Raw genomic sequence first — 26,985 nt, forward strand, 5'->3', positions numbered from 1 at the left:
CCGACACGAACTCCTCGCCACGATGGCCATCGTGGCGAGGAGGTCGTGTCGATCTCGGCGTCACAGCGCCCGACCTCAGCACGATCAGCGCGCGAGCCGTGGGCACGGTTCCCGCGCGGAACGGGGCACCCTTCGCGCGCGGACCGTGGTCGGGGGCGGGGCGGGGTGGGGGCGCGTGCACCATGGAGCGGTGACGACGGCGGGGCGGGAGAGCAGCACCGGGCTGCGCTACGGCTGGACGACGGGCGCCTGCGCCACCGCGGCCACCACCGCCGCGTACACCGCCCTGCTCACCGGCGAGTTCCCCGACCCGGTGACCATCGACCTGCCGAAGGACGTGCACGCCGCGTTCGCCCTGGCCCGGGAGGAGCTCCGGCCGGGCAGCGCCACCGCCGGCGTGGTCAAGGACGCCGGCGACGACCCCGACGTCACCCACGGGGCGCTGGTCGGCGTCACGGTCACCCACGGCGAGCCGGGCAGCGGCGTGCTGTTCCGCGCCGGGGAGGGCGTGGGCACGGTGACCAAGCCCGGGCTGCCGCTGGCCGTCGGGGAGCCGGCGGTCAACCCGGTGCCCCGCCGGCTGATGACCGAGCACGTGCAGGCCGTGGCCCGCGCCCACGGCGGCAGCGGCGACGTCGTCCTGACGGTGTCGGTGGACAACGGCGCCGAGATCGCTCGCAGTACGTGGAACCCGCGGCTGGGCATCCTCGGTGGGCTGTCGATCCTGGGCACCACGGGCGTCGTCGTGCCCTACTCGTGCGCGGCGTGGATCGACTCGATCCGGCGCGGCGTCGACGTCGCCCGGGCGGCCGGGCACGAGCACGTGGCCGGCTGCACCGGCTCCACCAGCGAGCGGGTGGTCACCGAGCTGTACGGCCTGCCCGAGGACGCGCTGCTGGACATGGGCGACTTCGCCGGCGCGGTGCTCAAGTACGTGCGCCGGCACCCCGTGCCCCGGCTGACGGTGGCCGGTGGCATCGGCAAGCTCGCCAAGCTGGCCGACGGCCACCTCGACCTGCACTCCGGCCGCTCGCAGGTGTCCCCCGCGGCGCTGGCCGAGCTGGTCCGCGGCGCCGGGGGGTCGCCCGCGCTGGCGGCGGGCGTGCTCGGCGCGAACACCGCCCTGGACGCGCTGCAGCAGTGCCAGGCCGCCGGCTTCCCGCTCGGTGACCTCGTGGCGGCGGGCGCCCGGGAGACCTCGCTCGGGGTGCTGCGCGGCGCCCCGGTCGCCGTCGACGTCGTGGTGATCGACCGCGGGGGCACCGTCGTGGGCCGCGCCGGCTGACGGACGGCGGTGCCGCATCAGCGGCAGCGGGCGGACGAGTACAGGTGGCTGTCCGGGAACTGCCCGGCGGTCAGCACCTCGCCGACCACCACGATCGCGGTGCGCCGGACGCCGGCCGCCGTCACCTGGCCGGCGATGTCGGCCAGCGTGCCGCGGATCACCAGCTCGTCGTCCCGGCTGGCCCGGGCGACCACCGCGACCGGGCAGTCCAGCCCGTAGTGCGGCAGCAACTCGGGCACCAGCTCGTCGAGCCGCTGCACGGCCAGGTGCAGCACCAGCGTGGCCCCGGTGGCGGCGTAGGCGGCCAGCTGCTCCCCCGGCGGCATCGCCGAGGAGCGCGCCTGCGTCCGGGTCAGCACGACGGTCTGGCCCACGCCGGGAACGGTCAGCTCCCGCTTCAGCGACGCGGCCGCCGCGGCGAACGCCGGCACCCCCGGGACGACGTCGTAGGGCACGCCGGCCGCGTCCAGCCGGCGCATCTGCTCGGCCATCGCGCTGTAGATCGACGGGTCGCCGGAGTGCAGCCGGGCGACGTCCAGGCCGGCGGCGTGCGCCGCGACCAGCTCGTCGGTGATCTGGTCGAGGGTGAGGTCGGCGGTGTCGACCAGCCGGGCACCGGCGGGGGCGGTGTCCAGCAGCTCGCGCGGCACCAGCGCGCCCGCGTAGAGGCACACCGGCGCCGAGGCGATCAGCCGCGCCGCCCGCACGGTGACCAGGTCGGCCGCCCCCGGCCCCGCCCCGATGAAGTGCACCGTCATGCGAGGCCCCGGCACTTGAGCCCGAAAAAGTCAGGATCGCCGGCGGGCTCGAGCCCGAAGATGTCGGGATCAGCGGCGGACTCGAGCCCGGAGACGTCAGGATCGGCGGCGGACGCCGGCTCGAGGAGGAGGGACGCGGTCATCGGGTCACGCTCCAGATCGTCACGGGCATCGCCGGCTTCCAACCGCTGAACCGGCCGACCGGCTCGGCCTGCGCCACCGACAGCCGGGTCAGCGACCCGCCCACCCGGCCGTGCCACTCGGCCAGCACGGCCTCGCTCTGCACCGTCACCGCGCTGACCACCAGCCGCCCACCGGGGGCCAGCGCCTCCCAGCAGAGGTCGAGCAGCAGCGGCGTGGTGGCCCCGCCGCCGACGAAGACCGCGTCCGGCCGGGGCAGCCCGGCCAGCGCCTCGGGCGCCCGGCCGAGCACGACCCGCAGCCCGGGGACGCCGAGCCGCAGCGCGTTCCCGGTGACCCGGTCGGCCCGCTCCGGCACCGGTTCCACCGCGACGGCGCGGCAGCTGGGGTGCACGCGCATCCACTCGATGCCGATCGAGCCGGCCCCGGCGCCGACGTCCCACAGCAGCTGGCCGGGCAGCGGGGCGAGCCGGGCCAGGGTCACCGCCCGCACGTCGCGCTTGGTGAGTTGGCCGTCGGAGTCGTAGGCGTCGTCGGGCAGGCCGGGCACGGTCGGCAGCGGCACCGTGCCGGGGTCGGCCCGCACCTCGACGGCGGTCACCACCAGGGGGTCGGTCGCGGCGTCGGACCAGCCGCGCGCGGTGCCGCTGGTGGCGTGCTCACCCGGACCGCCGAGCTGGGCGAGCGCGGTCACCCGGCTGTCGCCGTACCCGCGGGCGGTGAGCAGCGCGGCGACGGCGGCCGGGGTGCCGCCGTCCGAGCCGAGCACCAGCAGCCGGCGGCCCGGGGTGGCGTGCGGCAGCACCAGCTCCAGCGGGCGGCCTACCACGGTCACCACCGTGGTGTCCTCCACCGCCCAGCCCAGCCGGGCGCAGGCCAGGGTGACCGAGGAGGGGTGCGGCAGCACGTGCACGGCGTCCCCGCCGAGCCGGCGCACCAGCGACGTGCCGATGCCGGAGAGCATCGGGTCGCCGCTGGCCAGCACCACGGTGTCCCGGTCGGGCACGGCGAAGCCGTCCAGCGCCGGGGCCATCGGCGAGGGCCACGGCAGCCGCTCGGCGCCCACCGACGCGGGCACCAGCCGCAGCTGCCGGTCGCTGCCCCGCAGCACGGCGGCCGCCTCGACCGCCCGGCGGGCCGCCGGGGACAGCCCGTCCCAGCCGTCGGCACCGATGCCGACGACCGTCACCCGCGCCCCCGGTGGCCTGCTCACGCCGGCAGGTCGCCGGCCGGCCCGGCTGCCTGGGCGAGCAGCCGGTCGCGCTCCTCCTCGGGCAGCCGGTCGACGTAGACGATGCCGTCGAGGTGGTCGACCTCGTGCTGCAGGCAGCGGGCGGCCATGCCGGTGGCCTCGATCGCCAGCGGCCTGCCGGTGATGTCCACGCCGTCGACCCGGGCCCGGAAGCCGCGCGGCAGGTCGGCGTACGGGCCGGGCACCGACAGGCAGCCCTCCTCGGTGAGCTCCTCGGCCGGCTCGTCGCCCACCGGCTCCAGCACGGTGAGCACCGGGTTGACCACGTAGCCCACGACGTCGTGGGAGTCGGCGTCCGGGCAGTCCAGCACGAAGACCCGGGCGTCCACCCCGATCTGGTTGGCGGCCAGGCCCACGCCGTTGGCGGCGTACATGCTGGCGAACATGTCCAGCAGCAGCCGGCGCAGGGACTCGTCGAAGTCGGTCACCTCCGCGCACGGCCGGTGCAGGACGGGGTCCGTGCCGTAGGTGACGATCGGCCGGGCGACGCCGTCGTAACGGCCGGGCAGGCGCATGACGCCGGAGTCTAGGGACTGCGCGCCCGCACCCGGCTGAGAGCATCTCGGGGTGGACATCGCGACGTCGGCCGGACTCGCCCTGGGCACGCTGGCCGACCTGGCGCTCGCCGACCCCCGCCGCCGGCACCCGGTGGCGGGCTTCGGGCAGGCGGCCACCGCCCTGGAACGGCGCGTCTGGCGGGACTCCCGCGCGGCCGGCGCCGGCTACACGGCCACCTGCGTCGGGACGACGGCCGCGCTGGGGTGGGCCGCCGCGCGGGCGACCCGCCGCTCCCCCGCCGCCCGGACCGTGCTCACCGCCGCCGCGACCTGGACCGTGCTGGGCGGCACCTCGCTGGGGCGGGCGGCCACCGTGATGCACGACCACCTGGCCGCCGGGGACCTGCCCGCGGCGCGCGGCCAGCTGCCGAGCCTGGCCGGGCGCGACCCGCGGGGGCTGGCCGAGGCCGAGCTGGTGCGGGCCACGGTGGAGTCCGTCGCGGAGAACACCTCCGACGCGGCCGTCGCGCCGCTGTTCTGGGGCGCGGTGGCCGGGGTGCCGGGCCTGCTCGCCTACCGCGCGGTCAACACCCTGGACGCGATGGTCGGCCACCGCTCGGCGCGGTACGCCCGGTTCGGCTGGGCCAGCGCCCGGCTGGACGACGTCGCCAACTGGGTCCCGGCCCGGCTCACCGCTGCCCTGACCGTGCTCTGCGCACCCCTGGTGGGCGGGTCGGCTGCCGGGGCGCTGCGCGCCTGGCGACGCGACGGCGCCCGGCACCCGAGCCCGAACGCCGGTCGCTGCGAGGCGGCACTGGCCGGTGCGCTCGGGCTGCGGCTGGGTGGGCGCAACGCGTACGGGACGCGGGTCGAGGACCGGCCCCCGCTGGGTGACGGGGAGCCCCCGGTCCGGGCGGACGTCGTCCGGTCGGTGCGGCTGTCCCGGGCCGTCTGGTGCGTGGCCGCCGTGGCTGCGGTGAGCAGCCGGTCCGTCCTCGGTGACAGGTGGTCAGGACACCCCCGGGCGATCGGGTTGCGCGGCAGGAGATCGCGGCCCGGTGCATCACGGGCCGGATCTGGGTAGCTTCGGCGCATCGATCAGGCGTCCGGCGCAGGCCGGGCGGTGTCACGCGTCGAAGAAGCGGCAGCGTGGCGCCCGCACCTCGTGCGCGCCCGCGACCGTCCGAGGCCCTCATGACCATGACCGCTCCCGTCACCACCTCCCCGCGCCCTGCCGGACACCAGGACGCGGCGCACCGGCCGGCGCCGCTCACCGGCCGCTACCGGGCCGAGCCGGCCACCGGCGCCTGGTACTGGTCGCCCCAGCTCTCGACCCTGCTGGGCCTGCAGCACGACTCGGTCCAGCCCGGCATCGACGTGCTCGTGGACCACCTGCACCCGGACGAGCGGGACGACGCCGTCACGGCCCTGGCCCGCTGCACCCGGGGGGCCCCGTCCACCACGCTGCGCCGGTTCCGCCGGGTGGACGGCACCGAGCTGCGCGCCATCATGGTCACCGAGCCCGAGCTGGACGACGACGGCACCGTGATCGCCGTGTCCGGGCTGGTGGTCGCCCTGCCGGACGAGGAGGCTGCACCCGGGGACGCCACCCGCGTCCAGGCGCTGGAGGCCGAGGTCGAGCAGCTGCGCACGGCCATGGCCAGCCGGGCCGCGATCGAGCAGGCCAAGGGCGTGCTGATGCTTTTCACCGGCTTCACCGAGCAGGCCTGCTTCGACCTGCTGGGCCACATCTCCAGCCACACCCACCGCAAGGTGCGCGACCTGGCGCTGGAGATCACCGCCTCCGCCGCCGGCCGCAGCCCGCTGCCGGAGGACATCCGGGTGATCCTGCACGACGCCTGCCCCCCGGCGACCCCCTCCGGCTGACCGGCGCCGTGCAGCCCGACCCGGCGACCGACCGCGCCGCGGGCCGGGCTGCACCGTCAGGGATGATCCTCGGACCGGGCGGCTGGCAGCCCGGTCCGAGGTGAGGGGGACGCGTGCTCTACCGAGTCGTCCGATCCGTGCTCAAGCCGCTGTTCTGGCTGACCTGCCGGCCGGTCGTCACCGGCCTGGAGAACGTGCCGGCCACCGGGGCGTTCATCATCGCCAGCAACCACCTGTCCTTCATCGACAGCATGGTCATCCCGCTCGCCTCGCCCCGGCAGGTCGGCTACCTGGCCAAGGCGGAGTACTGGCAGGGCAGCGGGGTCAGCGGCTGGCTGGTGCGCAAGATGTTCACCGGGCTGGGCGCGATGCCGGTCGACCGGCAGGCGTCCCGGTCGGCGCAGCTGGCACTGGACACCGCGATGGGGGTGCTGCGCCAGGGCCGCGGCTTCGGCATCTACCCCGAGGGCACCCGCTCCCGCGACGGGCGGCTGGCCCGGGGCAAGACCGGGGTGGCCTGGCTGGCGCTCACCGCCGACTGCCCGGTGGTGCCGGTCGCGGTCACCGGCACCGACCGCATCCAGCCGGTGGACGCCCGCTGGCCGCGCCTGCAACGCTTCACGGTGACCTTCGGGGAGCCGCTCACCTTCCCCGAGTACGCCGGCATGGCCGGCAAGGGCGTTCCGCGCCGGATCGTGACCGACCGGATCATGGAGCGCATCGCCGAGATGAGCGGCCAGGAGAAGGCCGGCTGGTGAGCGGGGCGCTGTTGGTCGCCGGCACCACCTCCGACGCGGGGAAGTCCGTGGTCACCGCCGGGATCTGCCGCTGGCTGGCCCGGCAGGGCGTGTCGGTGGCACCGTTCAAGGCCCAGAACATGAGCAACAACTCACACGTCACCGTCGACGGCGCCGAGATCGGCCGCGCACAGGTCATGCAGGCCGCGGCGGCGCGGGTGGAGCCCGAGGCGGCGATGAACCCGGTGCTGCTCAAGCCCGGCGGCGAGAACTCCAGCCAGGTGGTCGTGCTGGGCCGCGCCGTCGCCGAGGTGACGGCGCTGTCCTACCGACCGATGAAGGCGGCGCTGCTGGAGCAGGTGCTCAGCAGCCTGGCCGACCTCCGCCGCCGCTTCGACGTCGTCGTCTGCGAGGGGGCGGGCTCGCCCACCGAGATCAACCTGCGCGCCGACGACATCGCGAACATGGGCCTGGCCACCGCCGCGCAGCTGCCGGTCGTGGTGGTCGGCGACATCGACCGCGGTGGGCTGTTCCCCGCGCTCTACGGCACCGTGGCGCTGATGCCGGCGGCCGACCAGCGGCTGGTCGCCGGGTTCCTGGTCAACAAGTTCCGCGGCGACCAGCGGCTGCTGGCCCCGGGCCTGGAGACGCTGCAGCAGCTCACCGGCCGGCCCACCCTGGGCGTGCTGCCGTGGCTCGCCGGGCTGTGGCTGGACGTCGAGGACTCCCTGGACCTCACCGGCGACCGCGGCCCCACGCTGCCCCCGCTCGGCGACGACGTGCTGCGGGTGTCGGTGGTGCAGCTGCCCCGGTTGTCCAACTTCACCGACCTGGACGCCCTGGCCGCCGAGCCCGGCGTCCTGGTGCGCTACGCCACCCGGCCGGAGGAACTGGCCGACGCCGACCTGGTGGTGCTGCCCGGCACCCGCTCCACCGTGTCCGACCTGGGCTGGCTGCGTGCCCGCGGCCTGGACGTCGCGCTGGCCCGCCGGGCGGCCGACGAGCTGCCGGTGCTGGGCATCTGCGGCGGGCACCAGATGCTGGCCCGCACCATCACCGACGACGTCGAGTCGCGTGCCGGCGTCGTGGCCGGGCTGGGGCTGCTGCCCACCGAGGTGCGCTTCGACCCGGTGAAGACCCTCGGCCGCCCGACCGGGTCGGCGCTGGGGCACCCGGTGCACGGGTACGAGATCCACCACGGCGTGGTCGTACCCGACGACGGGGCCGAGCCCTTCCTGGACGGCGTCCGCGCCGGGTCGGTGTGGGGCACCACCTGGCACGGGGCGCTGGAGAACGACGGTTTCCGGCGGGCCTTCCTCACCGAGGTGGCCCGGCGCACCGGGCGCCGGTTCGTCGTCGCCCCGGACACCGACTTCGCGCACCTCCGGGAGGCACGCCTGGACCGCCTCGGCGACCTGGTCGTCGAGCACGCCGACACCGACGCGCTGTGGCGGCTGGTCGAGCAGGGCCCACCGGCCGACCTGCCGCTGCTGGCCCCCGGCGCCGGCCGCTGAGCTCAGCCGCCGAGGGCGGCGCGCACGTGCTCCGGCCACGGCGTGGACCGGCCCGCGGCGGTGGCCACGTAGGTGGTGCGCACCACGCAGCAGGTAGTGGCTGTTGAAGACGACGCCCTGCTGGTCGCACTCCACGTAGCGGACGGGGGAACTCCACACCTCGGGCACGGGGGGCGAGGCTACCGTCGCCCCCGTGCAGCCGCAGCAGCCTGACGACGACCCCGCGACCGTGCTCGCCGGCTACCGGCCGCCCTCGCAGCTGGTGCAGGACAAGGAGATCGACCGGATCGACGAGCACTGCCGGGCGTTCATCGAGCTGTCCCCCTTCGCCACCCTGGCCACCGCGGACGCCGACGGCTGGCCGGACGTGTCCCCGCGCGGCGGCGCGCCGGGCTTCGTGCGCGTGCTGGACGAGCACCGGCTGGCACTGCCCGACCGGCAGGGCAACAACCGGGTCGACGGGCTGCGCAACGTGGCCGCCAACCCGCGCGCCGCGCTGCTGTTCTTCGTGCCCGGCGTCGAGGAGACGCTGCGGGTGTACGGCACCGCGACGCTGGTGGGCCCCGACGCACTCGGCCTCGACCTGACCGAGTTCGGCCGGGCTCCGCTCTCGGTGCTGGTGCTGCAGGTGCGGCGGGCCTACGTCCAGTGCGCCAAGTCGGTCATGCGCTCGCGGCTGTGGGACCCGGCCGCCCGGGTCGAGCGCTCCGCGCTCGCGCCGTTCGGACGGGTGCTCCGTGACCACTGCCAGCTCGCCACCCCGATGCCCGCCGACGACGTGATCCGCGCGGAACTGGCCGAGGAGCTGTAGGGAGGACCTCCTCGTCCCCCACGGCTCGCCGCGGGCCCTGTGAGGCGGCCGTTCCGTCCGTCATCATGCGGGCATGCCGTACACGTTCCAGGTGACGATCGACAGCCCGGCGCCGCACGAGCTGGCCGACTGGTGGGCCGAGGCCCTCGAGTGGCAGCGCGAGCCCAGCGACGCGGCGTTCATCCGCCGCATGGTGGCCGAGGGCCACGCCGCCGAGTCTGACACGATGACCCACCGCGGCGAGCTGGTCTGGCGGGAGGGCGCGGCGATCACCCACCCGGACGGCGCGGCGCCCCGGGTGCTGTTCCAGCTCGTGCCCGAGCCCAAGACGGTCAAGAACCGCGTCCACCTGGACGTGCGGGTCGGGCCGGAGCGGGTCGAGCAGGAGCTGGCCCGGCTGGTCTCCCGGGGCGCCACCGAGCTGCACCGCGGCCGGCAGGGCCCGCACACCTGGGTGACGATCGCCGATCCGGAGGGCAACGAGCTCTGCATCACCTGAGCCCGGCCGGGCACCGGCCCGCAGCAGGCGCCGCCGGGCGAGGTCAGCCGCGCAGGGTGTCCCGGGCGAGCTTGCGGTCCATCACCGCGCGCTCGGCGAGCAGCCGGAGACGTTCCCGGTGTACCCGTCGGTCGTTCGCACCGCGATAGCGCGCGTCCTCGACGAGCTGCCATGCGGCGAGGGCGCTGGCCCGCACCCCGGAGGTCGACGTCGTCGTTGCTGGACGAGCCGGTTGGATCGTGGTCATCCCCACGCCCTTCGACAGCGGCACCGGGTCCCCACCGGACCGGCGCGCACCACGAGTCTGTGAGCTACACAGGTGTAATTCAAGCTGTGCGAAGCGTCACCGCCACATGTGTCCCAGCCGATACCGGGGCCCGGCGCGTCGTCGGCGTGTCATGGGCTGGACCTGCCGAACCGGGGTGGTGCGTACGGTGGTCGGTCATGGCGACCGGCGGGTTCAGAGCCGTCCTCGGCCGCGCGCTGCGCGCCGCGGCGGGGCAGGGTGCGCGCGCAGCGATGCGCGAGCTGGAGAAGCGGTCGGCGCGGCCGCCCCGGCAGGAGCGCCCGCGGCCGGCTCCCCGCCGCGAGGCACCGCCGTCCCGCCACCCGGCGCCGCGGCCCGGCCCGGCCACGGCCGGCTCCCCCGGCCCGGTCGCCCTGGAGTACCGCCCCCGGGACGACGGCCTGCCCGACCCGGGCGAGGTCGTCTGGGCATGGGTGCCCTACGAAGAGGGCGACGGCCGCGGCAAGGACCGCCCGGTGCTGGTGATCGCCCGCTCCGGCGGTGACCTGCTGGCGCTGATGCTCACCAGCAAGGACCACGACCGGGACGCCCGCGACGAGGCCCGGCACGGCCGGCACTGGATCGACGTCGGCACCGGCGGCTGGGACCGGCAGGGCCGGCCCAGCGAGGTGCGGGTCGACCGGCTGATCACCCTGGACCCGGGCACGGTCCGGCGCGAGGGCGCCACCCTGGACCGGGAGCGCTACGAGCAGGTGGCCGCCGAGGTCCGCCGGGTGCACGGCTGGTGAGCACCCACCAGGACCGACCGGCGGCCGCCCACCAGGACCGACACGAACCCCTCGCCACGATGGCCATCATGGCGGGACGGCGGGCTCAGCCTGCGCCGCGCGGGCGCAGCAGCCGGGCCAGCAGCGGCGCGGTCAGCAGCATCACGAACAGCCGGAGCACCTGCACGGCCAGCACGAAGGTCGCGTCGGCGCCGCTCGCGGTGGCGGTGGCCAGCACGGCGTAGAGCCCGCCGGGTGTGGTCGCCAGGTAGCCGGTGAGCGCGCTCACCCCGGCCGTGCGGGCCAGCAGCACGCCCAGCCCGGCGCAGGCGAGCACCACGGCCACGATCAGCAGCAGGGCCAGCGGCAGCAACCGGGCGACGGCGACCAGGCTGGTGCGGGTGAAGCCCAGGCCGACCTGCAGGCCGATCACCAGGAAAGCCGCCGCCTCCACGGCCGCCGGGGCGGTCGCGCCACCGGCCACGCCGGTCAGGTCGGCCGCGGCCGCGGCCGCCACCAGCATCGGGCCGAGCAGGGCAGCGACGGGCAGGTGCGCGAGCCGGCCCAGCACGATGCCCACCACGGTGCAGGCCACCGTGAACAGCAGGTCGGCGGGCACGCCGGCACCGCCGCGCACCGCGCCGCCGCTGCCCGCCGAGGCGTCGAAGACCGTCGTGGCCACCACCGGCATCGCGACCACGATGACCAGCACCCGCAGGTACTGCAGCACCGCGACCACCTGCTCGTCGGCCTCCAGGTCGCGGGCCATGGCGGTGATCCCCGAGGCACCGCTGGCGATCATGGCGAACGCCCCGGTGACCGGGGTGACGTCTCGGCGCAGCCCCATCAGCCGGCCGGCGACCAGGCTGACCACCAGGCTCGCCACGGTCGCCAGCAGCACCGGCAGCCAGTGCCGGCCGATGGTGGTCAGCGTGTCGGCGTCGACCAGCGACCCGATCGAGACCCCGATGACCGCCTGCGCGGCCGTCGAGCCCGACCGGGGCAGCATCATCCGCCGGCGGCCCACCAGCGCCCGGCCCAGCCCGGCGACCAGCCCCCCGAAGATCGTCGGCGACGGGACGCCGAGCAGGGTGGACACCGCGCTGACCGCTGCGGCGACGCCGAGCACGAGCGCCCCGTCGAGCAGTTGCCCGCGACTCGGCCGGGGCATCCGCACGGCGCCACTCTGCCCCTGCGGTGTGGGTCACGGGCACCTGCGCCGACGCGCGCTCGGCCCCCGCTGTCTCCCCGGTGATACCGTCACCTCATGGAATCGGTGTCCATTCGTGAGCTGCGCAACAGCGGTGGCGACGTGGTGGACCGCGTGCAGCGGGGAGAGCGACTCCGGGTGACCCGGGACGGAGCCGAGGTCGCAGAGCTGCGGCCCCTGCCGAGGCGCACCCCGTCGACGGCAGTCCTGATCGCCAGCCGTCAGCACCTGCCGGCGATGGACCCTGCCGCGCTGCGTCACGACCTCGACGAGGTCGTGGACCAGTCCCTGTGACGACTGTCGCCGGGAAGGGTCTGCTGGACACCAACGCGGTGATCCTGCTCGCTCGCCTGCAGGTGGCCGACCTGCCGGGAGAGGTGCTGATCTCCACGGTGACACTCGCCGAGCTCTCGGCCGGTCCACTCCTCGCCGGCGACCCGGTCGAGCGGTCGACCCGGCAGGCACACCTCCAGCAGGCCGAGGCGGACTTCGAGGCACTGCCGGTCGACGCCGCCACCGCCCGGGCGTTCGGCCGAGTGGCGGCGGACATGCGTGCAGCGGGTCGCAAACCCTCCGCCCGCGCCTTCGATGCCCTGATCGCGGCAACGGCGATCGCGAACGGGCTGCCGCTCTACACGGTGAACCCGGACGACTTCGCTTCGGTCTCCGAGCTCACCGTGCACGCCATCCCACACCCGGACCGGGCGTAGTCCGACTGTCGGCGGTCAGCCGGTGGCGGCCTCGTCGGCGACCGGCCGGCGTACCGGTGGGCGTAGCCGGTAGACGGCGGCGCCGTCGCCCACGGCGTCCAGGTCGTAGCGGTGCACGACCTTGGGCCCGTCGTGCAGGTGCACGTGGGTGACGGTGGGGAGCGGGTCGCCGTGGCGCGCGGCCCGGACGTCGACCCGACCGTCGAGCGGCCCGCCCAGGAAGCGCAGCTCGGACCCGCCGCAGCCGGTGTCGGCGCGGGCCGGGCCCTCGGCGCTCGTGTTCTCGGACAGCTCGATCTCCCCACTCGGTTCGGCGACCCGGGGGCCCAGGGTAGGCCCCGGACCGCCCACCGGACAGGGCGACGCGGCGTCGGTGGACGCCGCCGTCAGGAGCCGGTGATCCGCCGGAGCTCGGCGACGTGCGCGTCGAAGGCGGCCCGACCCTCGGGCGTCAACCCCAGGCTGGTGCGCTGCCGGGACGCGACGGTGGCCTTGCGCACCCGCACGTAGCCGGCGTCCTCCAGCTGCTTGACGTGCTTGGACAGCACCGAGTCGCTCACCCCGACGGCGTCCCGGACGGTGGCGAACTCCATCGTGTCGACGGCGGCGAGCAGCCCGCAGACCTGCAGCCGCGGCGGGGCGTGCACCACGGGGTCGAACCGGGGCGCGACAGCGGTCACAGCTGCCCGCGCAGCTCGGCGATGTAGATCCGGCTCCACCAGCGGCTCACGAGGGCGATGCCGATCCCGAGGACCGCTCCGGCCACCGCCATCGCGCCGCGGACGTCGAGCACCAGCTCCAGCACCAGGGCGGGCACCAGGACCGCCAGGCTGCCCACGACCCAGACCCGCCACGCCCGCCGGGTGGGGCCGGGCCGGTCGCCGCTCACCCAGGTCCCGGTCAGCCGCCGGTACACCGACATCAGCCAGCGGGTGCCGGCGCCGTAGAGCGCGATGGCCACCAGGGGCGCCCACGGGAACCACAGCGAGTAGGAGGCGAAGAAGCCGAAGGTCATCAACCCCAGCAGCGCGTCGTACCACCACGGCTGCATCGCCCGGTCAGCCAGTGCGGCCCGGTCGGCCTGCAGCGCGGCGAGCTGGGCCGCGGCGACGTCCCTGCCGATCCCGTTGCTTTCCATGTCGGAAAGTCTGACGCGCGACTTTCCACTTCGTCAAGTAGCGGCGGCTGTCCCCGCCCGGCCGGGTCGTGGTCTCATGGACGACGAACTGCGACGGCAGTGGAGGAAGCCGGTGCGATCCCGGCGCGGTCCCGCCACTGTGACGCCGGCACCCGCCGGTCAGCCAGGAACTCCCGCCGTCGCCTCCTGCCACCTCCGGGCGTGGACACCCGGGGAGAGGACACCTGCGCCCGTGACCTACCCCTTCAGTGCCGTCGTCGGCATGGACGACATGCGCCTGGCGCTGCTGCTCAACGCCGTCTCCCCCGCGATCGGCGGTGTGCTGGTGCGCGGGGAGAAGGGCACCGCGAAGTCGACGATGGTGCGGGCGCTGGCCGCCGTGCTGCCGGCCGTCGGCGTCGTCGTCGGCTGCCGGTTCGCCTGCGACCCCGCCACCCCCGACCCCGGCTGCCCCGACGGCCCACACCCGGCCGACGGGCCCGCGCAGACCCGCCCGGCCCGACTGGTCGAGCTGCCCGTCGGCGCCTCGGAGGACCGGGTCGTCGGCGCGCTGGACATCGAGCGCGCGCTCACCGAGGGCGTCAAGGCCTTCGAGCCGGGCCTGCTGGCCGCCGCCAACCGCGGCGTGCTGTACGTCGACGAGGTCAACCTGCTGCACGACCACCTGGTGGACCTGCTGCTGGACGCCGCCGCGCTGGGCACCGCCTACGTGGAACGCGAGGGCGTCTCGGTGCGGCACGCGGCACGTTTCCTGCTGGTCGGCACCATGAACCCCGAGGAGGGCGAGCTGCGCCCGCAGCTGCTGGACCGCTTCGGGCTCACCGTCGAGGTGGCCGCCCCGCGCGACGGCGCGCTGCGGGCCGAGGTGGTGCGCCGCCGCTTCGGGTACGACGCCGACCCGGCCGGCTTCACCACCACCTGGGCACCGGCGGAGACCACGCTGGCGAGCCGGATCGCCGCCGCCCGCGCCCTGCTTCCTGCCGTGGTGCTCGGCGACGCCGCGCTGCGTCAGGTGACCGGCATCTGCGCGGCCTTCGACGTCGACGGCCTGCGCGCCGACATCGTCACCGCCCGCGCCGCCATCGCGCACGCCGCCTGGGAGGGCCGCACCGACGTCACCGAGGACGACGTGCGGGTGGCCGCCCGGCTGGCCCTGCCGCACCGCCGCCGGCGCAACCCCTTCGACGCCCCCGGCCTGGACGACGACACGCTGGAGCAGGCGCTGTCCGACGCCCGCGACCCCGCACCCGAGGACGACGGCGGCCCGGAGGGCGACGACCCTGAGCGCGACGGCCCCGAGGACGACGGCCCGCCCGAGGGCGGCCCGGGCGGCGGCTCCCCCGACCCCGCACCGGACGGCTCGGACGCCGCCGGCCCGGCCCCTGCCGCGGACGCACCCGGCCCCGACGGCCCCGGCGCGGAGGGCGAGCGACCGCCCACGACGGCGCCCCGGGGCGAGGGCGGCGGCAGCACCGGCGCCACCCCGGCACCCGACCAGGCGGCCGTCGCGCCGACCGACCCGTTCCGCGCCCGCCGGCTGGAGGTGCCCGGCATCGGCTCGGGCGTGGCCGGCAAGCGGTCCCGGGCCCGCAGCGACCGCGGTCGGGTGGTGGGGTCCCGGCGTCCGGCGGGCACGGTCACCCGGCTGCACCTGACCGACACCGTGCTCGCCGCCGCCCCGCACCAGCGCGCCCGCGGGCGCAGCGGCCCGGGGCTCCGGCTGGCCCGGGAGGACCTGCGGCAGGCCACGCTGGAGGGCCGGGAGGGCAACCTCGTGCTGTTCGTGGTGGACGCGTCCGGCTCGATGGCCTCGGCGCGGCGGATGGCCGCCGTCAAGGGCGCCGTCCTCTCCCTGCTGATGGACGCCTACCAGCGGCGGGACAAGGTCGGGCTGATCACCTTCCGCGGCGCCGACGCCGAGCTCGCACTGCCGCCCACCTGGTCGGTCGAGGCCGCCGCCGCGCGGCTCACCAGCCTGCCGACCGGGGGCCGTACCCCGCTGGCCGCCGGGCTGCTGCGCGCGCACGAGGTGCTGCGGGTCGAGCACGTCCGCGACCCGCGGCGCCGTCCGCTGCTGGTGGTGGTGACCGACGGGCGGGCGACCGGGGCACGCGGCGGCCGGCCACTGGCCGACGCGCACCGGGCGGCCCAGCTGATCGCCTCCGGCGGGACGGCGAGCGTCGTCGTCGACTGCGAGGCAGGGCACGTGCGGCTCGGGCTGGCCGGCGTGCTCGGCGCCCACCTGGGTGCCCGCACCCTGCAGCTGGCCGAGCTGAGCGCCGAGGCGCTCGCCGGCACCGTCCGGAGCGCCGCCTGATGCCGCAGGGACAGGTCACCGCCGTGCCGGTCGACGGGCTCACCACCCGGCAGCGCCGCAACCGGCCGCTGCTCGCCGTGCACACCGGGGAGATGAAGGGCAAGTCCACCGCCGCCTTCGGCATGGCCATGCGCGCCTGGAACCAGGGCTGGTCGATCGCGGTCTACCAGTTCGTCAAGAGCGCGAAGTGGAAGGTCGGTGAGGAGAACGCCCTGGGGGCTCTCGGCCGGCTGCACGAGGCCACCGGGGAGGGCGGCCCGGTCGTCTGGCACAAGATGGGCTCGGGCTGGAGTTGGTCGCGCAAGCACGGCGACGAGACCGACCACGCCGCCGACGCCGCCGAGGGCTGGGCACAGATCAAGCGCGACCTCGCAGCCGAGGCGCACCGCTTCTACGTGCTCGACGAGTTCACCTACCCGATGACGTGGGGCTGGGTCGACGTCGAGGACGTCGTCGAGACGATGCGGCACCGCCCCGGCAACCAGCACGTCGTCATCACCGGGCGCACCGCGCACCCGGCGCTCGTCGAGGCCGCCGACCTGGTCGTGGAGATGACCAAGGTCAAGCACCCGATGGACGCCGGCCAGAAGGGACAGCGAGGCATCGAGTGGTGAGCACCGGGATCCCGCGGATCGTGCTGGGCGCGCCGTCGTCCAACTCGGGCAAGACGTCGATCGCCACCGGGCTGATCGCAGCGCTGACCGCGCGCGGCCTGACCGTGTCGCCGCACAAGGTCGGCCCGGACTACATCGACCCGGGCTACCACGGCCTCGCCGCCGGCCGCCCCGGCCGCAACCTGGACCCGTGGCTGGCCGGCGACGAGCGGCTGGTCCCGCTGTTCCTGCACGGCGCCCTCACCCCCACCCCGGCCGACGTCGCCGTGGTCGAGGGCGTGATGGGCCTGTTCGACGGCGCCTCGCACGCCAGCGTCGCGCCGGGCTACGGCTCCACGGCCTACGTCGCCGCGGCGCTGCGGGCCCCGGTCGTGCTGGTCGTGGACGCCTCCAGCCAGGCCCGCAGCGTCGCCGCGGTCGTGCACGGCTTCGCCACCTTCGACCCTGGCGTGCGGATCGGCGGCGTCGTGCTCAACCGGGTCGGCAGCGACCGGCACGAGGCGATCCTGCGCGAGGCGCTCGGCGCGGCCGGGGTGCCGGTGCTCGGTGCGGTCCGCCGGATCGAGGCGCTGCAGACGCCGTCCCGGCACCTGGGCCTGGTGCCCGCCGCGGAACGCTCGTCCGAGGCGGTGCGCACCGTGCGCGCGCTCGGCGCGGTCGTCGAGTCCTCCATCGACGTCGACGCCGTCCTGCGGCTGGCCGGCACGGCACCGGACCTGGACGGCGTCCCGTGGGACCCCGCCGCCGAGGTCACCCGGGCCCCGCTGACCGCTGAGGGCACCAGGCCGGTGGTCGCCGTCGCCGGCGGTGCCGCCTTCACGTTCGGCTACGCCGAGACCGCCGAGCTGCTGGCCGCCGCCGGTGCCGACGTGGTGGTCGTCGACCCGCTGCGCGACCAGGCCCTGCCCGCCGGCACCCGGGCGCTGGTGGTCGGCGGCGGGTTCCCCGAGGTGCACGCCTCGGCGCTGAGCGCGAACGTCGGGCTGCGCACCGCCATCGCCGAGCTGGCCGCGGCCGGCGGACCGATCGCCGCCGAGTGCGCCGGGCTGCTGTACCTGGCCCGCGAGCTGGACGGCGAGCCGATGTGCGGCGTGCTGGACACCGCCGCCGCCATGCACCCCCGGCTGACCCTGGGCTACCGCTCGGCGGTGGCGCTGTCCGACAGCGCGCTGGCCCCGGCCGGCACCCGGGTGCGCGGCCACGAGTTCCACCGCACCCGCACCGGCCCGGGCGCGGGCGCGACGCCGGCCTGGCAGTGGAACGCCGAGGGCCCGGAGGGGTTCGTCGCCGGGCCGCAGGCCAACGTGCACGCCTCCTACCTGCACCTCAACTGGGCCGGCTCCCCCGCGATGGCCGGCCGGTTCGTCGCCGCCGCGGCCGCCGTCCCGGTGCCGCTGCACGCCTCCCGTGCCCCGTCCTGAGGCGGTCGTCGGGGTCGGGGCGCGGCGCGGGGTGACGGCGGCCGAGGTGCTGGCCGCCGTCGACGCGGTGCTGCCCCCCGGCGTGCGGGTCGGCCACCTCGCCACCCTCGACGTCCGCGCCGCCGAGCCCGGGGTGCAGGCCGCCGCCGCCCAGCGCGGCTGGCGGCTCACCGGGCACCCCGCCGCGGCCCTGGCCGCCGTCGTGGTGCCGACGCCGTCCGCTCGGGCGGCGGCCGCCGTCGGCACGCCCTCGGTCGCCGAGGCCGCCGCCCTGCTCGGCGGTGGCGAGCTGCTGGTCCCGAAGACCGTCCTCGGCCGGGTCACCACCGCCGTCGCCCGCCCGATCCCCCGTCCCCCGGCCACGACGGCCACTTCCGCGGAAACGGCCGGTCCGACGACGGCCGTTTCCGCGGAGAGGGCCGGCGCGACGGCGGCCACTTCCGCGGAAAGGGCCGGTGTGGCGGTGGGGACGGCGACGGGCGGGGGTGCGGGGTGAGCGAGGACCTGCGGCACCACGGGGACGCCGAGCTGGCCCCCGGGCTGGTCGACCTGGCGGTGAACGTCCGGGCCGGCACCCCACCGGCGTGGCTGCGCGCCGTGCTGCACGAGGCGCTCGACGCCAGCGCCGGGTACCCCGACCCGGGCCCGGCGCGGGCCGCGGTGGCCCGGCTGCACGGCCGGGACCCCGCCGAGGTGCTGCTCACCGCCGGCGCCGCCGAGGCGTTCACCCTGCTGGCCCGGGCGCTCGCACCGCGGCGCGCCGTCGTGGTGCACCCGTCGTTCACCGAGCCGGAGGCCGCGCTGCGGGCCGCCGGGCACCCGGTCCAGCGGCTGCTGCTGCCCGGTCCGCAGCACCGGCTGGACCCGGCCGCGGTGCCGGCCGACGCCGACCTCGTGGTGCTGGGCAACCCGACCAACCCGACGTCGGTGCTGCACCCCGCCGCCGACCTGCGGGCGCTGGCCCGGCCGGGGCGGGTGCTGCTGGTCGACGAGGCCTTCGCCGACACGGTGCCCGGCGAGCCCGAGTCGCTGGCCGGCGCCCGCGACGTCCCGGGGCTGGTGGTGGTGCGCAGCCTGACCAAGACGTGGGGACTGGCCGGCCTGCGGGTGGGCTACGCCTTCGGCCCGCCCGGGCTGGTCGCGGCGATGGCGGCCCAGCAGCCGCACTGGGCCGTGTCCACCCCGGCGCTGGCCGCCCTCGCCGCCTGCAGCAGCGACGCGGCCCAGGCCGAGGCCCGCCGGGCCGCCGAGCGCACCGCGACCGACCGGGCGGCCCTGCGCGACGCCCTGCCCCCGGAGGTGACCGTGCTCGGCGACCCGCGCTCGTCGTTCCTGCTGCTGCAGGTGCCCGGCGGCGCGGCCGTGCGCGAGCGGCTGCGCGCCGCCGGCTGGGCGGTGCGCCGCGGCGACACCTTCCCCGGGCTCGGCCCGGACCACCTCCGGGTCGCGGTGCGCGACCCGGACACCTCCCGGGCGTTCGCCGACGCCCTGCGGACGGCGCTCACCCCGCCCGGCGGGCAGGCACCCGAGCCGGGGCTGAGATCCTCAGAGCTCGTCCCGACTGCCGAGGAGCTCCGCTGACCACCGACCCGACCGCCCCCTTCCCGGGCACGATGCTGGGCGAGACGATCGCGGCCGTCCGCCCCCGGGACGCCGTCGCCGAGCAGAACGCGCGGGCGCGGCTGGACGTGATGACGAAGCCCCCGGGCTCGCTGGGCCTGCTGGAGGACGTCGCCGCGCAGCTCGCCGGCACCGCCGGCCGCTGCCCCGCGCCACTGCCCGGCCCGGCCGCGGTCGCGGTGTTCGCCGGGGACCACGGCGTGCACGCCCAGGGCGTCACGCCGTGGCCGCAGGAGGTCACCGGTCAGATGGTGGCCAACATCGTCGCCGGGGGCGCGGTGGTCAACGCCTTCGCCGCGCAGCTCGGCGCCGAGGTGCTGGTGGTCGACGTCGGGGTCTCCGCCCCGCTGCAGCCCGCGCCCGGCCTGCTCGGACGCCGGGTGCGGTCCGGCACCGCCGACCTGTCCGCCGGCCCGGCGATGACCGTCGAGGAGGCCCGCCGCGCCGTGGAGGTGGGCATCGAGGTGGCCGGCACGCTCGCCGCCGGCCACGGCTGCCTGGTCACCGGGGACATGGGCATCGCCAACACCACCGCCTCGGCCGCGCTGGTCTGCGTGTTCACCGGCGCCGACGCCCGGCGGGCCACCGGCCGCGGCACCGGCATCGACGACACGATGCTGGCCCGCAAGGTGCAGGTCGTCCGGCAGGCCGCGGGCCGGGTCCCGGACCGGCCCGCGACGCCGGAGCAGGCCCTCGCCGCGCTGGCCGAGGTGGGCGGCCTCGAGCACGCCGCGCTGGCCGGCTTCGTGATCGGCGCGGCCGCCGCCCGCGTGCCGGTGGTGCTGGACGGCATCATCGCCGGCTCCGCGGCCCTGGTGGCCGCCGCGCTCTGCCCCGCCGCGCTGGAGCACGCCCTGGCCGGCCACACGTCCGCCGAGCCGGGGCACGCCCTGGCCCTGCAGGCACTGGGCCTGCAGCCGCTGCTGGCCCTGGACCTGCGCCTGGGCGAGGGCACCGGTGCGCTGCTGGCCTGGCCGCTGGTCGCCGCCGCGGCGCGCGCCCTGCGCGACGTCGCCACCTTCGACTCCGCCGGGGTGACCGGGAAGTGAACGCCACACCCGTCGACCCCGGCTCCGGGGTCGTCTACCCGGTGGGCCTGCGCCTGCAGGGCCGCCGGGTCGTCGTGGTCGGTGGCGGGCAGGTGGCCCACCGTCGGGTGGCCGGGCTGCTCGAGGCCCGCGCGCTGGTCACCGTGGTGGCCCCCGAGGTCACCCCGGCCCTGGAGGCGCTCGTCGCCCCGGGCACCGTGACCTGGCTGGAGCGCCACTACGCCGACGGCGACCTGGCCGACGCCTGGTACGCCGTCGCCGCCACCGACGACCCGGCGGTCAACGCCCGGGTCGCCGCGGAGGCCGAGCGGCACCGGGTGTTCTGCGCCCGCGCCGACGACCGGTCGGCCTCCAGCGTCTGGACCCCGGCCGTCGGGCGGCAGGGCGACCTCGTGGTCGGCGTGCACGGCGGCGGCGACCCGCAGCGGGCCGTCGGCGTGCGGGACGCGGTGCTGTCCGGGCTGATCGACGGCTCGATCGCCGACCGCGCCTCCCGCACCCCCTCGGGCACCGCCGGCACGGTCGTGCTGGTCGGTGGCGGGCCGGGCGACCCGGGGCTGATCACGGTGCGCGGCCGGCAGGCGGTGGCCCAGGCCGAGGTCGTCGTCGCCGACCACCTGGCACCGCAGTCACTGCTGGCCTCGCTGCCCGCCGAGGTGGAGGTCATCGACGCGTCCAAGCTGCCCCGTGGCCGCTCGATGGCCCAGGAGCAGATCAACGAGTTCCTGGTGTCCCGGGCGCTGGCGGGCAAGCGGGTGGTGCGGCTCAAGGGCGGCGACCCGTTCGTCTTCGGCCGCGGCATGGAGGAGTGGGAGGCCTGCGTCGCCGCCGGTGTGCCGGTGGAGGTGGTGCCCGGTGTGACCAGCGCGATCGGCGTCCCGGGGCTGGCCGGCGTGCCGGTCACGCACCGCGGCATGACCCACGAGTTCGTGGTGGTCTCCGGGCACGTGCCGCCCGGTCACCCGGCGTCGCTGGTCGACTGGGCGGCGCTCGGGCGGCTGCGCGGGACCGTCGTCGTGCTCATGGGGGTGGACACCGCCGGGGCGATCGCGGCCGCGCTGGTCGAGCACGGCCGGCCGGCCGGCACCCCGGTCGCGGTGGTCACCGACGGGGCCACGCCCACCCAGCGGACGGTGCGCACGACGCTGGCCGGGCTGGCGCGGACGATCGTCGAGCAGGGCGTCCGCCCGCCGGCGGTCTGGGTGGTCGGCGAGGTCGTGTCCCTCGGCGACCCGGCCGCAACCCGGGCGGGGGTCGGCACCCCGGGTTAGCGTCCGGGGACCGTCACCGTCGACGTCCCGGAGGACCGCGTGCCCCGTCCCACCCGCCTGCTGCTCACCCCCCTCGCGCTCGCCCTCGCCGGCACCGTGCTCGTCAGCCCGGCCTCGGCGCACACGCCACCGGAGCCACCGGCACCGCCCGCGGACGACTACGTCGTCGACGAGGAGGGGCTGCCGTTCGAGCCGCTGCCCGGGGCCATCGCCTCCTGGGGCGTGCTGGACGACGCCGGCTACCGCATCGAGGTGCCCGCACAGTGGAACGGCGACCTGCTGGTGTGGGCGCACGGCTACCGCGGCACCGGTCCGGAGCTCACCGTGGACAACCCGCCGGCCGGGCTGCGGGAGCAGCTGATCGCCGAGGGCTACGCCTGGACGGCGTCCAGCTACGACGCCAACGGCTACGACGTCGTCTCCGGCGTGCGGAGCACGCAGGAGCTGGTGGACTTCTTCGACGAGACCGTGGGCGTGCCCGAGCGCCGCTACCTGGCCGGGGCCTCGATGGGCGGGCACGTCACCGGGGTGAGCATCGAGCAGTTCCCGGACACCTGGGACGGCGCCCTGCCGGTCTGCGGCGTCATGGGCGACCGGCGGCTGTTCGACACGTTCCTCGACTACAACCTCGCGGCGCAGGCACTCACCGGTGTCGAGCCGGTGTACCCCGCGCCGCGGGACTACCTGGACACCACCGCGCTCACCGTCGAGGCCGCCCTCGGCACGCCCTACCCCGGTCAGCTGACGCCGGTGGGCGAGCAGCTCGCGGCGCTGACCGAGCTGCGCACCGGCGGCGAGCGGCCGCTGTTCGAGGCCGGGTTCGACGAGTTCGCGGAGTTCCTGTTCACCGTGTTCCCGGCCGACCCCGGCCAGGGCGAGGAGGCGGGCACGGTCGGCGGCAACGCCGACACCGTCTACCAGCTGGACGCCGACCCGGCGGTCAGCCCGGCCGAGCAGCAGCTCAACGCCGACGTGCTGCGGGTGGAGGCCACCCCGGCCCCGGAGGGCCTGGCCGGCGTGCCCACCATCGACGGGACCTTCGAGATCCCGGTGCTGACCATGCACGACCTCGGTGACCTGTTCGTGCCGTTCAGCATGGAGCAGGACTACGCCCGGGACGCCGTCCTCCACGGCACCCGCGACCTGCTGGTGCAGCGGGCCGTCCGCGGCGTGGCGCACTGCGACTTCAGCGCCGAGGAGTACCAGCAGGCCTTCGGCGACCTGGTCACGTGGGTGGAGCAGGGCGTGCGGCCCGAGGGCGACGACGTGCTCGACCCGGCCGCGGTCGCCGACCCGCGCTTCGGCTGCCGGTTCACCGTGCCGCAGCGCGCGTTCGACACCCAGGACTGCACCCCGGTCTGAGGCACCGATGGGGGCCGGTCGGCAGCGTCCGACCGGCTCCCGTCGTCGTCCGGTGAGAGAGCACTGGTACTACGGATGTAGCAGGTCTACTGTCTCGGGGCATCGATAGGGGTCTTCCGAGGAGCGGTGTCACGATGCGTCCTGCGCACGACGGTCCGGTGGTCGCGGTCCGCGACCTGCAGATGAGGTACGGCACCCACCAGGTGCTGGGCGGCGTGGACTTCGACGTCCGGCCCGGTGAGGTGGTCTGCCTGCTCGGCCCGAACGGGGCCGGCAAGACCACCACGATCGAGGTGCTGGAGGGCTTCCGGCTGCGCTCCGGCGGATCGGTCGACGTCCTCGGTGCCGACCCCGCCCATGGCGACGACGCCTGGCGGGCACGGGTCGGGGTGGTGCTGCAGTCCTGGCGGGACCACGCCCGGTGGACCCCGCGGCAGCTGCTCGGCTACCTGGGCAGCTACTACGTCCCCTATGCCGGGCCCGGCGTCCCGCGGCCCTACGACGTCGACTGGCTGCTGGACACCGTCGGGCTGACGGCACACGCCGACCGCAAGGTGCTCACCCTGTCCGGTGGCCAGCGGCGCCGGCTCGACGTCGCCGTGGGCATCGTGGGCCGCCCCGAGCTGCTGTTCCTGGACGAGCCCACGGCCGGCTTCGACCCGGAGGCCCGGCGCGACTTCCACGACCTGGTGCACCGGCTGTCGGACCTGGAGGGCACCACCGTGCTGCTCACCACCCACGACCTGACCGAGGCGGAGAAGCTGGCCGACCGGATCCTGATCCTGGCCGGTGGGCGGATCGTCGCCGACGGCAGCGCCGACGAGCTCACCCGGCAGGTCGCCGGCACCGGCGAGGTCCGCTGGACCCGCGGCGGGGAGCGCTTCGTGCACGCGACCGCGGAGCCGACACCGTTCGTCCGCGGGCTGTTCGAGCAGTACGGCGAGGAGGTCACCGACCTGGAGGTGACCCGGCCCAGCCTGGAGGACACCTACCTCGCCATGGTCGCCCGGCACGAGGCCGGGTCCGGGTCGGTGCCCGAGCTCGCGGTGGTGGCGTCGTGAACGCCACCCGGATGGCCGTCGGCCGCGGCGCACGCCGGGGCTGGACGGAGTTCGTGTTCAGCCTGCGCAGCCCGCAGGACCAGGGCTTCTACCTGTTCACCGGCGTCGGCACGCTGGCCTGGCTGTGGTTCAACCGGGAGGAGGAGGTGGCGGGCACCGGCCTGCTCACGCCCACCGTCGCGCTGCCCGGCGTGCTCGGTGCCCTGCTCGCGTTCGGCGTGATCATCGGCCCGGCGTTCTCGCTGGCCATGGAGCGCGAGGACGGGACGCTGCTGCGGCACAAGGCGCTGCCGCACGGCATGCGCGGCTACGTCACCGGGCAGCTGGTCTACCACTCCCTCGGCATGTTCCCCACCTTCCTGGTCCTGCTGGTGCCCGGGTTCCTGCTGTTCGACGGCCTCATGCAGCGCGGCGCCGTGGGCTGGCTGACCGTCGCCTGGGTGACCCTGCTGGCGCTGGCCGCGACCCTGCCGCTGGGCATGGTGCTCGGCGCCGTGGTGCCCAGCACGCAGAAGGTGGGCACCTGGGGCATGCTGCCGGTGCTGCTGGTCACGGCGGTCTCCGGCGTCTTCTACCCGGTGCAGGCGCTGTGGGGCTGGGTGCAGGTGCTCGCCCAGGTCTTCCCGGTCTACTGGATCGGGCTGGGCATGCGCTCGGCCTTCCTGCCCGCGGAGGCCGCGGCAGCGGAGCTGGGCGACTCCTGGCGCACCGGGCAGGTGGCGCTGGTGCTGCTGGCCTGGGCGGTCGTCGGGCTCGTCGCCGCGCCGCGGGTCCTCGCCCGGATGGCCCGCCGGCAGTCGGGCTCGCAGGTCGCTGCGGCCCGGGAGTCGGCGGCCCAGTGGGTCAGGTGAGCGGTGCGCCGGCCGGGGGACCACGCTCCGGGAGCGACCGCCCGTCCGACGCCGTGCACAACCGGATCGCCCAGCTCCGGGCCGAGCAGCAGGTGACCCGGCGCGAGCTGGCCGACGCGCTGGGGGTGCACTACCAGACCGTCGGCTACCTGGAGCGCGGCGAGTACAACCCGAGCCTGCACCTGGCCCTGCGGATCGCCGCCTTCTTCCGGGTGCCGGTCGAGGTGGTCTTCTCCACCAGCCCGTTCCCGCGGATCAGCGACGTCGGGCGCGCGCCCCGGCCGGGCTGAGCGCGCAGGTCACGGGCGCAGCACCAGCAGCGCGACGTCGTCCTCGGCGTCGGAGCCGAGCCGGCCGAGCAGGACGTCGCAGACCTGCTCGGTCGGCAGGTCGTGCAGCCCGGCGGCCGCGAGCCGCAGCCGCTCGAACGCGTCGTCCAGCGACTCGCCGCGGCGCTCCACGAGCCCGTCGGTGTACAGCACCAGCGTCGCACCGGGCTCCAGCACCAGCTCGTGGTCCGCGCGGCCGGCAGCCGGGTCGACGCCGAGCAGCAGGTCCGGTCTCCGCCAGAGCAGCTCGGTGGTGCCGTCGGGATGCAGCACCAGCGGCGGCGGGTGCCCGGCGTTCGACCAGCGCAGCAGCCGGCCGCCACCGGGCCCCGGCCCGTCCAGCTGGCAGATCACCGCGGTGGTCAGCGTCGGCACCCGCAGCTGCTGCAGGGCGCGGTCCAGTGCGCCGAGCACCGCGCCGGGCGGCTCGCCGACGGTCTGCGCGACCCCGCGCAGCACGTTGCGCACCTGCGCCATGCCGGCGGTCGCGGTGCGGTCGTGCCCGGCCACGTCGCCGATCACCAGCGTCGTCCCACCGCTGCTCAGGAACGCGTCGTACCAGTCACCGCCGACCTGGGCCTCCCGGGTCGCCGGCTGGTAGCGCACCGCGATGCGCAGGTCGTTCGGCTCCGGCGGGTCGGTGAGCAGGCTGCGCTGCAGCATCTCCGAGAGCCGCTGGCCCGCCCGGGTCGCCGCCCGCTCCGCCTCGCGCGCCCGGATCCGCTCGACCGCCTGGGCGGTGAGGGCCGCGAAGGTCTCCAGCAGTTCCCGGTCGGCCGGCCGCCAGGTGCGCGGCCCGCGGAAGGCCACCCCCAGCGCACCGACGACGCGCCCGCGGGCCAGCAGCGGCACCGTCGCCGAGGCCTGGGTGCGGGCCCGCTCGTACAGCTCCACCGCGCCCGGGTACCGCTCGGCGAGCGCGGCCCGGTCGCCGAAGAACACCGCCTCCCCGGTCACCGCGGTGACCACCAGCGGCACCGGCACGCCCACCGGCATCTCGGCGACCTCGGCGCGGACGTCCTCCGCCAGCTGCCCGCTGGTCAGCGCGCGCACCCGGCGGCCGTCGTCGGCGAGCAGACCGAGCACGGCCCCGTCGGCGCCCATCAGCCGGACGCCGCGCTCGGCGACCACCTGGAGCACCTCCAGCTCGTCCTGCGCGTCGCCCAGGGCCTGGGCCACCCCGACCAGGCCGGCCATCCGGGCGGCGTCCCGGGCGCGTTCCTGCTCGGCCGCGCGCAGCGCCGTCACATCGTCGTTGGTGCCGATCACCCGCCACACGTGCCCGGCCCCGTCGACCAGGGCCCGGCCCCGGGCGTGCACCCAGTGCACCGACCCGTCCGGCCACACGGTCCGGAACTCGACGTCGACGACGCCCGCGGTGGCGACCGCCTGCTCCAGGGCGCCCTGCACGGCCGGCAGGTCGTCGGGGTGGATCGGCGCCTCGATGTCGGTCACCGAGCCGGTGCGCTGCTCGAGCGGCACCCCGAACATCTCCAAACTGCGCTCGCTCCACACCAGCCGGCCGGTCACCACGTCCCAGTCCCACAGCCCCAGCTGGGCAGCCTCCAGCGCGAGCCCCAGTTGCGCCTCGGTGAGGTCCGGCGGGGGCGGCCGGTCGCCGGTGGAGGTGGTCATCG

31 protein-coding genes and 1 riboswitch are annotated in these 26,985 nt (G+C 76.3%); of the genes, 21 read left to right on the top strand and 10 right to left on the bottom strand.

Annotated features, from left to right (window positions below; genetic code table 11):
* Positions 1–190: 190 nt before the first annotated feature.
* Positions 191–1,285: a cobalt-precorrin-5B (C(1))-methyltransferase gene (locus G1H19_RS12815; protein WP_174278048.1), complete on the top strand. Its 1,095-nt coding sequence runs from the start codon at positions 191–193 to the stop codon at positions 1,283–1,285.
* Positions 1,286–1,302: 17 nt separating this feature from the next.
* Here the strand turns inward: G1H19_RS12815 and cobM are convergent, their stop codons facing one another.
* Genes cobM through def form a run of 4 tightly spaced genes read right to left on the bottom strand, consistent with a single transcriptional unit; the run spans position 1,303 to position 3,951 of the window.
* Positions 1,303–2,043, bottom strand: a complete 741-nt coding sequence (gene cobM / locus G1H19_RS12820; protein ID WP_152729521.1) for a precorrin-4 C(11)-methyltransferase — start codon at positions 2,041–2,043, stop codon at positions 1,303–1,305.
* On the bottom strand, positions 2,040–2,186 hold the full coding sequence (locus G1H19_RS12825) for a hypothetical protein (protein ID WP_162392965.1): 147 nt from the start codon (positions 2,184–2,186) through the stop codon (positions 2,040–2,042). Before G1H19_RS12825 ends, cobM begins: the two co-directional genes overlap by 4 nt.
* Positions 2,183–3,397, bottom strand: a complete 1,215-nt coding sequence (gene cbiE, locus G1H19_RS24545) for a precorrin-6y C5,15-methyltransferase (decarboxylating) subunit CbiE (protein ID WP_193616504.1) — start codon at positions 3,395–3,397, stop codon at positions 2,183–2,185. Before cbiE ends, G1H19_RS12825 begins: the two co-directional genes overlap by 4 nt.
* Positions 3,394–3,951, bottom strand: a complete 558-nt coding sequence (gene def, locus G1H19_RS12835; RefSeq protein ID WP_152729520.1) for a peptide deformylase — start codon at positions 3,949–3,951, stop codon at positions 3,394–3,396. Before def ends, cbiE begins: the two co-directional genes overlap by 4 nt.
* A gap of 52 nt (positions 3,952–4,003) precedes the next feature.
* Between def and G1H19_RS12840 the strand changes: the two genes are divergently transcribed.
* The 6 genes from G1H19_RS12840 to G1H19_RS12865 all read left to right on the top strand — a co-directional run bounded on the left by G1H19_RS12840 (position 4,004) and on the right by G1H19_RS12865 (position 9,381).
* Positions 4,004–5,017, top strand: a complete 1,014-nt coding sequence (locus G1H19_RS12840; RefSeq protein WP_162392964.1) for a cobalamin biosynthesis protein — start codon at positions 4,004–4,006, stop codon at positions 5,015–5,017.
* A gap of 116 nt (positions 5,018–5,133) precedes the next feature.
* Positions 5,134–5,820: a PAS and ANTAR domain-containing protein gene (locus tag G1H19_RS12845; protein ID WP_162392963.1), complete on the top strand. Its 687-nt coding sequence runs from the start codon at positions 5,134–5,136 to the stop codon at positions 5,818–5,820.
* 113 nt (positions 5,821–5,933) lie between these two features.
* On the top strand, positions 5,934–6,578 hold the full coding sequence (locus G1H19_RS12850; protein WP_162392962.1) for a lysophospholipid acyltransferase family protein: 645 nt from the start codon (positions 5,934–5,936) through the stop codon (positions 6,576–6,578).
* A complete protein-coding gene (locus G1H19_RS12855) occupies positions 6,575–8,071 on the top strand; it encodes a cobyric acid synthase (protein WP_162392961.1) in 1,497 nt (498 codons plus the stop codon). Before G1H19_RS12850 ends, G1H19_RS12855 begins: the two co-directional genes overlap by 4 nt.
* 193 nt (positions 8,072–8,264) lie before the next feature.
* The gene (locus G1H19_RS12860; protein ID WP_162392960.1) at positions 8,265–8,882 is read left to right on the top strand and encodes an MSMEG_1061 family FMN-dependent PPOX-type flavoprotein; all 618 of its coding nucleotides are present in this window, start codon (positions 8,265–8,267) and stop codon (positions 8,880–8,882) included.
* Positions 8,883–8,955: 73 nt separating this feature from the next.
* Positions 8,956–9,381 carry a VOC family protein gene (locus tag G1H19_RS12865; protein WP_152729518.1) on the top strand — a complete coding sequence of 142 codons (426 nt, stop codon included), beginning with the start codon at positions 8,956–8,958 and terminating at the stop codon, positions 9,379–9,381.
* 43 nt (positions 9,382–9,424) lie between these two features.
* Here the strand turns inward: G1H19_RS12865 and G1H19_RS12870 are convergent, their stop codons facing one another.
* Entirely contained in the window at positions 9,425–9,628 is a 204-nt protein-coding gene (locus G1H19_RS12870) for a hypothetical protein (RefSeq protein WP_152729517.1), read from the bottom strand.
* A 197-nt stretch (positions 9,629–9,825) separates the two neighbouring features.
* Here G1H19_RS12870 and G1H19_RS12875 point away from each other — a divergent pair, with 197 nt between their 5' ends.
* Positions 9,826–10,416, top strand: coding sequence for a type II toxin-antitoxin system PemK/MazF family toxin (locus tag G1H19_RS12875; protein WP_152729516.1), 591 nt, complete (start codon positions 9,826–9,828; stop codon positions 10,414–10,416).
* Between the two features lie 85 nt (positions 10,417–10,501).
* On the opposite strand, the gene G1H19_RS12880 is transcribed toward G1H19_RS12875, so the two are convergent.
* A complete protein-coding gene (locus G1H19_RS12880; protein ID WP_152729704.1) occupies positions 10,502–11,566 on the bottom strand; it encodes an AbrB family transcriptional regulator in 1,065 nt (354 codons plus the stop codon).
* Between the two features lie 96 nt (positions 11,567–11,662).
* Here G1H19_RS12880 and G1H19_RS12885 point away from each other — a divergent pair, with 96 nt between their 5' ends.
* Positions 11,663–11,899: a type II toxin-antitoxin system Phd/YefM family antitoxin gene (locus tag G1H19_RS12885; protein ID WP_152729515.1), complete on the top strand. Its 237-nt coding sequence runs from the start codon at positions 11,663–11,665 to the stop codon at positions 11,897–11,899.
* Positions 11,896–12,315, top strand: coding sequence for a type II toxin-antitoxin system VapC family toxin (locus G1H19_RS12890; RefSeq protein WP_235928121.1), 420 nt, complete (start codon positions 11,896–11,898; stop codon positions 12,313–12,315). Before G1H19_RS12885 ends, G1H19_RS12890 begins: the two co-directional genes overlap by 4 nt.
* A 15-nt stretch (positions 12,316–12,330) precedes the next feature.
* Here the strand turns inward: G1H19_RS12890 and G1H19_RS12895 are convergent, their stop codons facing one another.
* Genes G1H19_RS12895 through G1H19_RS12905 form a run of 3 tightly spaced genes read right to left on the bottom strand, consistent with a single transcriptional unit; the run spans position 12,331 to position 13,453 of the window.
* Complete coding sequence (locus G1H19_RS12895) at positions 12,331–12,666, bottom strand: hypothetical protein (RefSeq protein ID WP_235928120.1); 336 nt, start codon at positions 12,664–12,666, stop codon at positions 12,331–12,333.
* A gap of 35 nt (positions 12,667–12,701) precedes the next feature.
* Positions 12,702–12,995, bottom strand: a complete 294-nt coding sequence (locus G1H19_RS12900) for a winged helix-turn-helix domain-containing protein (RefSeq protein ID WP_162392959.1) — start codon at positions 12,993–12,995, stop codon at positions 12,702–12,704.
* Positions 12,992–13,453 carry a hypothetical protein gene (locus G1H19_RS12905; RefSeq protein ID WP_152729514.1) on the bottom strand — a complete coding sequence of 154 codons (462 nt, stop codon included), beginning with the start codon at positions 13,451–13,453 and terminating at the stop codon, positions 12,992–12,994. The genes G1H19_RS12900 and G1H19_RS12905 overlap by 4 nt, the downstream gene beginning before the upstream one ends.
* 66 nt (positions 13,454–13,519) lie before the next feature.
* A riboswitch (cobalamin riboswitch) is annotated at positions 13,520–13,646 on the top strand.
* Between the two features lie 39 nt (positions 13,647–13,685).
* Here G1H19_RS12905 and G1H19_RS12910 point away from each other — a divergent pair.
* The 11 genes from G1H19_RS12910 to G1H19_RS23985 all read left to right on the top strand — a co-directional run bounded on the left by G1H19_RS12910 (position 13,686) and on the right by G1H19_RS23985 (position 25,309).
* On the top strand, positions 13,686–15,770 hold the full coding sequence (locus G1H19_RS12910) for a putative cobaltochelatase (protein ID WP_162392958.1): 2,085 nt from the start codon (positions 13,686–13,688) through the stop codon (positions 15,768–15,770).
* A complete protein-coding gene (gene cobO / locus G1H19_RS12915) occupies positions 15,770–16,384 on the top strand; it encodes a cob(I)yrinic acid a,c-diamide adenosyltransferase (protein ID WP_152729513.1) in 615 nt (204 codons plus the stop codon). Before G1H19_RS12910 ends, cobO begins: the two co-directional genes overlap by 1 nt.
* Positions 16,381–17,805 (top strand): cobyrinate a,c-diamide synthase, encoded by a 1,425-nt coding sequence (locus G1H19_RS12920; protein ID WP_235928119.1) that lies wholly within the window; start codon positions 16,381–16,383, stop codon positions 17,803–17,805. Before cobO ends, G1H19_RS12920 begins: the two co-directional genes overlap by 4 nt.
* Positions 17,792–18,301: a cobalamin biosynthesis protein gene (locus G1H19_RS12925; protein WP_162392956.1), complete on the top strand. Its 510-nt coding sequence runs from the start codon at positions 17,792–17,794 to the stop codon at positions 18,299–18,301. The genes G1H19_RS12920 and G1H19_RS12925 overlap by 14 nt, the downstream gene beginning before the upstream one ends.
* Positions 18,298–19,386 (top strand): Rv2231c family pyridoxal phosphate-dependent protein CobC, encoded by a 1,089-nt coding sequence (gene cobC / locus G1H19_RS12930; RefSeq protein ID WP_162392955.1) that lies wholly within the window; start codon positions 18,298–18,300, stop codon positions 19,384–19,386. Before G1H19_RS12925 ends, cobC begins: the two co-directional genes overlap by 4 nt.
* Before the next feature lie 32 nt (positions 19,387–19,418).
* The gene (gene cobT / locus G1H19_RS12935) at positions 19,419–20,474 is read left to right on the top strand and encodes a nicotinate-nucleotide--dimethylbenzimidazole phosphoribosyltransferase (protein ID WP_152729512.1); all 1,056 of its coding nucleotides are present in this window, start codon (positions 19,419–19,421) and stop codon (positions 20,472–20,474) included.
* Entirely contained in the window at positions 20,471–21,745 is a 1,275-nt protein-coding gene (gene cobA / locus G1H19_RS12940) for a uroporphyrinogen-III C-methyltransferase (RefSeq protein ID WP_162392954.1), read from the top strand. Before cobT ends, cobA begins: the two co-directional genes overlap by 4 nt.
* Positions 21,746–21,784: 39 nt before the next feature.
* Positions 21,785–23,107 (top strand): alpha/beta hydrolase family protein, encoded by a 1,323-nt coding sequence (locus G1H19_RS12945; RefSeq protein WP_162392953.1) that lies wholly within the window; start codon positions 21,785–21,787, stop codon positions 23,105–23,107.
* Positions 23,108–23,241: 134 nt separating this feature from the next.
* Positions 23,242–24,168, top strand: coding sequence for an ABC transporter ATP-binding protein (locus G1H19_RS12950; RefSeq protein WP_152729511.1), 927 nt, complete (start codon positions 23,242–23,244; stop codon positions 24,166–24,168).
* Positions 24,165–25,019, top strand: a complete 855-nt coding sequence (locus G1H19_RS12955; RefSeq protein WP_162392952.1) for an ABC transporter permease — start codon at positions 24,165–24,167, stop codon at positions 25,017–25,019. Before G1H19_RS12950 ends, G1H19_RS12955 begins: the two co-directional genes overlap by 4 nt.
* Entirely contained in the window at positions 25,016–25,309 is a 294-nt protein-coding gene (locus tag G1H19_RS23985; RefSeq protein ID WP_162392951.1) for a helix-turn-helix transcriptional regulator, read from the top strand. Before G1H19_RS12955 ends, G1H19_RS23985 begins: the two co-directional genes overlap by 4 nt.
* A 9-nt stretch (positions 25,310–25,318) precedes the next feature.
* Here G1H19_RS23985 and G1H19_RS12965 read toward each other — a convergent pair whose 3' ends face one another.
* Positions 25,319–26,983 carry a SpoIIE family protein phosphatase gene (locus G1H19_RS12965; protein WP_152729510.1) on the bottom strand — a complete coding sequence of 555 codons (1,665 nt, stop codon included), beginning with the start codon at positions 26,981–26,983 and terminating at the stop codon, positions 25,319–25,321.
* Between the last annotated feature and the right edge of the window lie 2 nt (positions 26,984–26,985).

Source organism: Goekera deserti (assembly GCF_010685995.1).
In the GTDB taxonomy this organism is placed as follows: Bacteria; Actinomycetota; Actinomycetes; order Mycobacteriales; family Geodermatophilaceae; genus Goekera; species Goekera deserti.

What these genes read in the sequence shown, in the direction of transcription:
- cobM (WP_152729521.1), bottom strand. Translation starts at nt 2,043, where the DNA reads ATGACGGTGCACTTCATCGGGGCGGGGCCGGGGGCGGCCGACCTGGTC.
- G1H19_RS12825 (WP_162392965.1), bottom strand. Translation starts at nt 2,186, where the DNA reads ATGACCGCGTCCCTCCTCCTCGAGCCGGCGTCCGCCGCCGATCCTGAC.
- def (WP_152729520.1), bottom strand. Translation starts at nt 3,951, where the DNA reads ATGCGCCTGCCCGGCCGTTACGACGGCGTCGCCCGGCCGATCGTCACC.
- G1H19_RS12845 (WP_162392963.1), top strand. Translation starts at nt 5,134, where the DNA reads ATGACCGCTCCCGTCACCACCTCCCCGCGCCCTGCCGGACACCAGGAC.
- G1H19_RS12865 (WP_152729518.1), top strand. Translation starts at nt 8,956, where the DNA reads ATGCCGTACACGTTCCAGGTGACGATCGACAGCCCGGCGCCGCACGAG.
- G1H19_RS12870 (WP_152729517.1), bottom strand. Translation starts at nt 9,628, where the DNA reads ATGACCACGATCCAACCGGCTCGTCCAGCAACGACGACGTCGACCTCC.
- G1H19_RS12875 (WP_152729516.1), top strand. Translation starts at nt 9,826, where the DNA reads ATGGCGACCGGCGGGTTCAGAGCCGTCCTCGGCCGCGCGCTGCGCGCC.
- G1H19_RS12880 (WP_152729704.1), bottom strand. Translation starts at nt 11,566, where the DNA reads ATGCCCCGGCCGAGTCGCGGGCAACTGCTCGACGGGGCGCTCGTGCTC.
- G1H19_RS12885 (WP_152729515.1), top strand. Translation starts at nt 11,663, where the DNA reads ATGGAATCGGTGTCCATTCGTGAGCTGCGCAACAGCGGTGGCGACGTG.
- G1H19_RS12905 (WP_152729514.1), bottom strand. Translation starts at nt 13,453, where the DNA reads ATGGAAAGCAACGGGATCGGCAGGGACGTCGCCGCGGCCCAGCTCGCC.
- cobO (WP_152729513.1), top strand. Translation starts at nt 15,770, where the DNA reads ATGCCGCAGGGACAGGTCACCGCCGTGCCGGTCGACGGGCTCACCACC.
- cobT (WP_152729512.1), top strand. Translation starts at nt 19,419, where the DNA reads ATGCTGGGCGAGACGATCGCGGCCGTCCGCCCCCGGGACGCCGTCGCC.
- G1H19_RS12950 (WP_152729511.1), top strand. Translation starts at nt 23,242, where the DNA reads ATGCGTCCTGCGCACGACGGTCCGGTGGTCGCGGTCCGCGACCTGCAG.
- G1H19_RS12965 (WP_152729510.1), bottom strand. Translation starts at nt 26,983, where the DNA reads ATGACCACCTCCACCGGCGACCGGCCGCCCCCGCCGGACCTCACCGAG.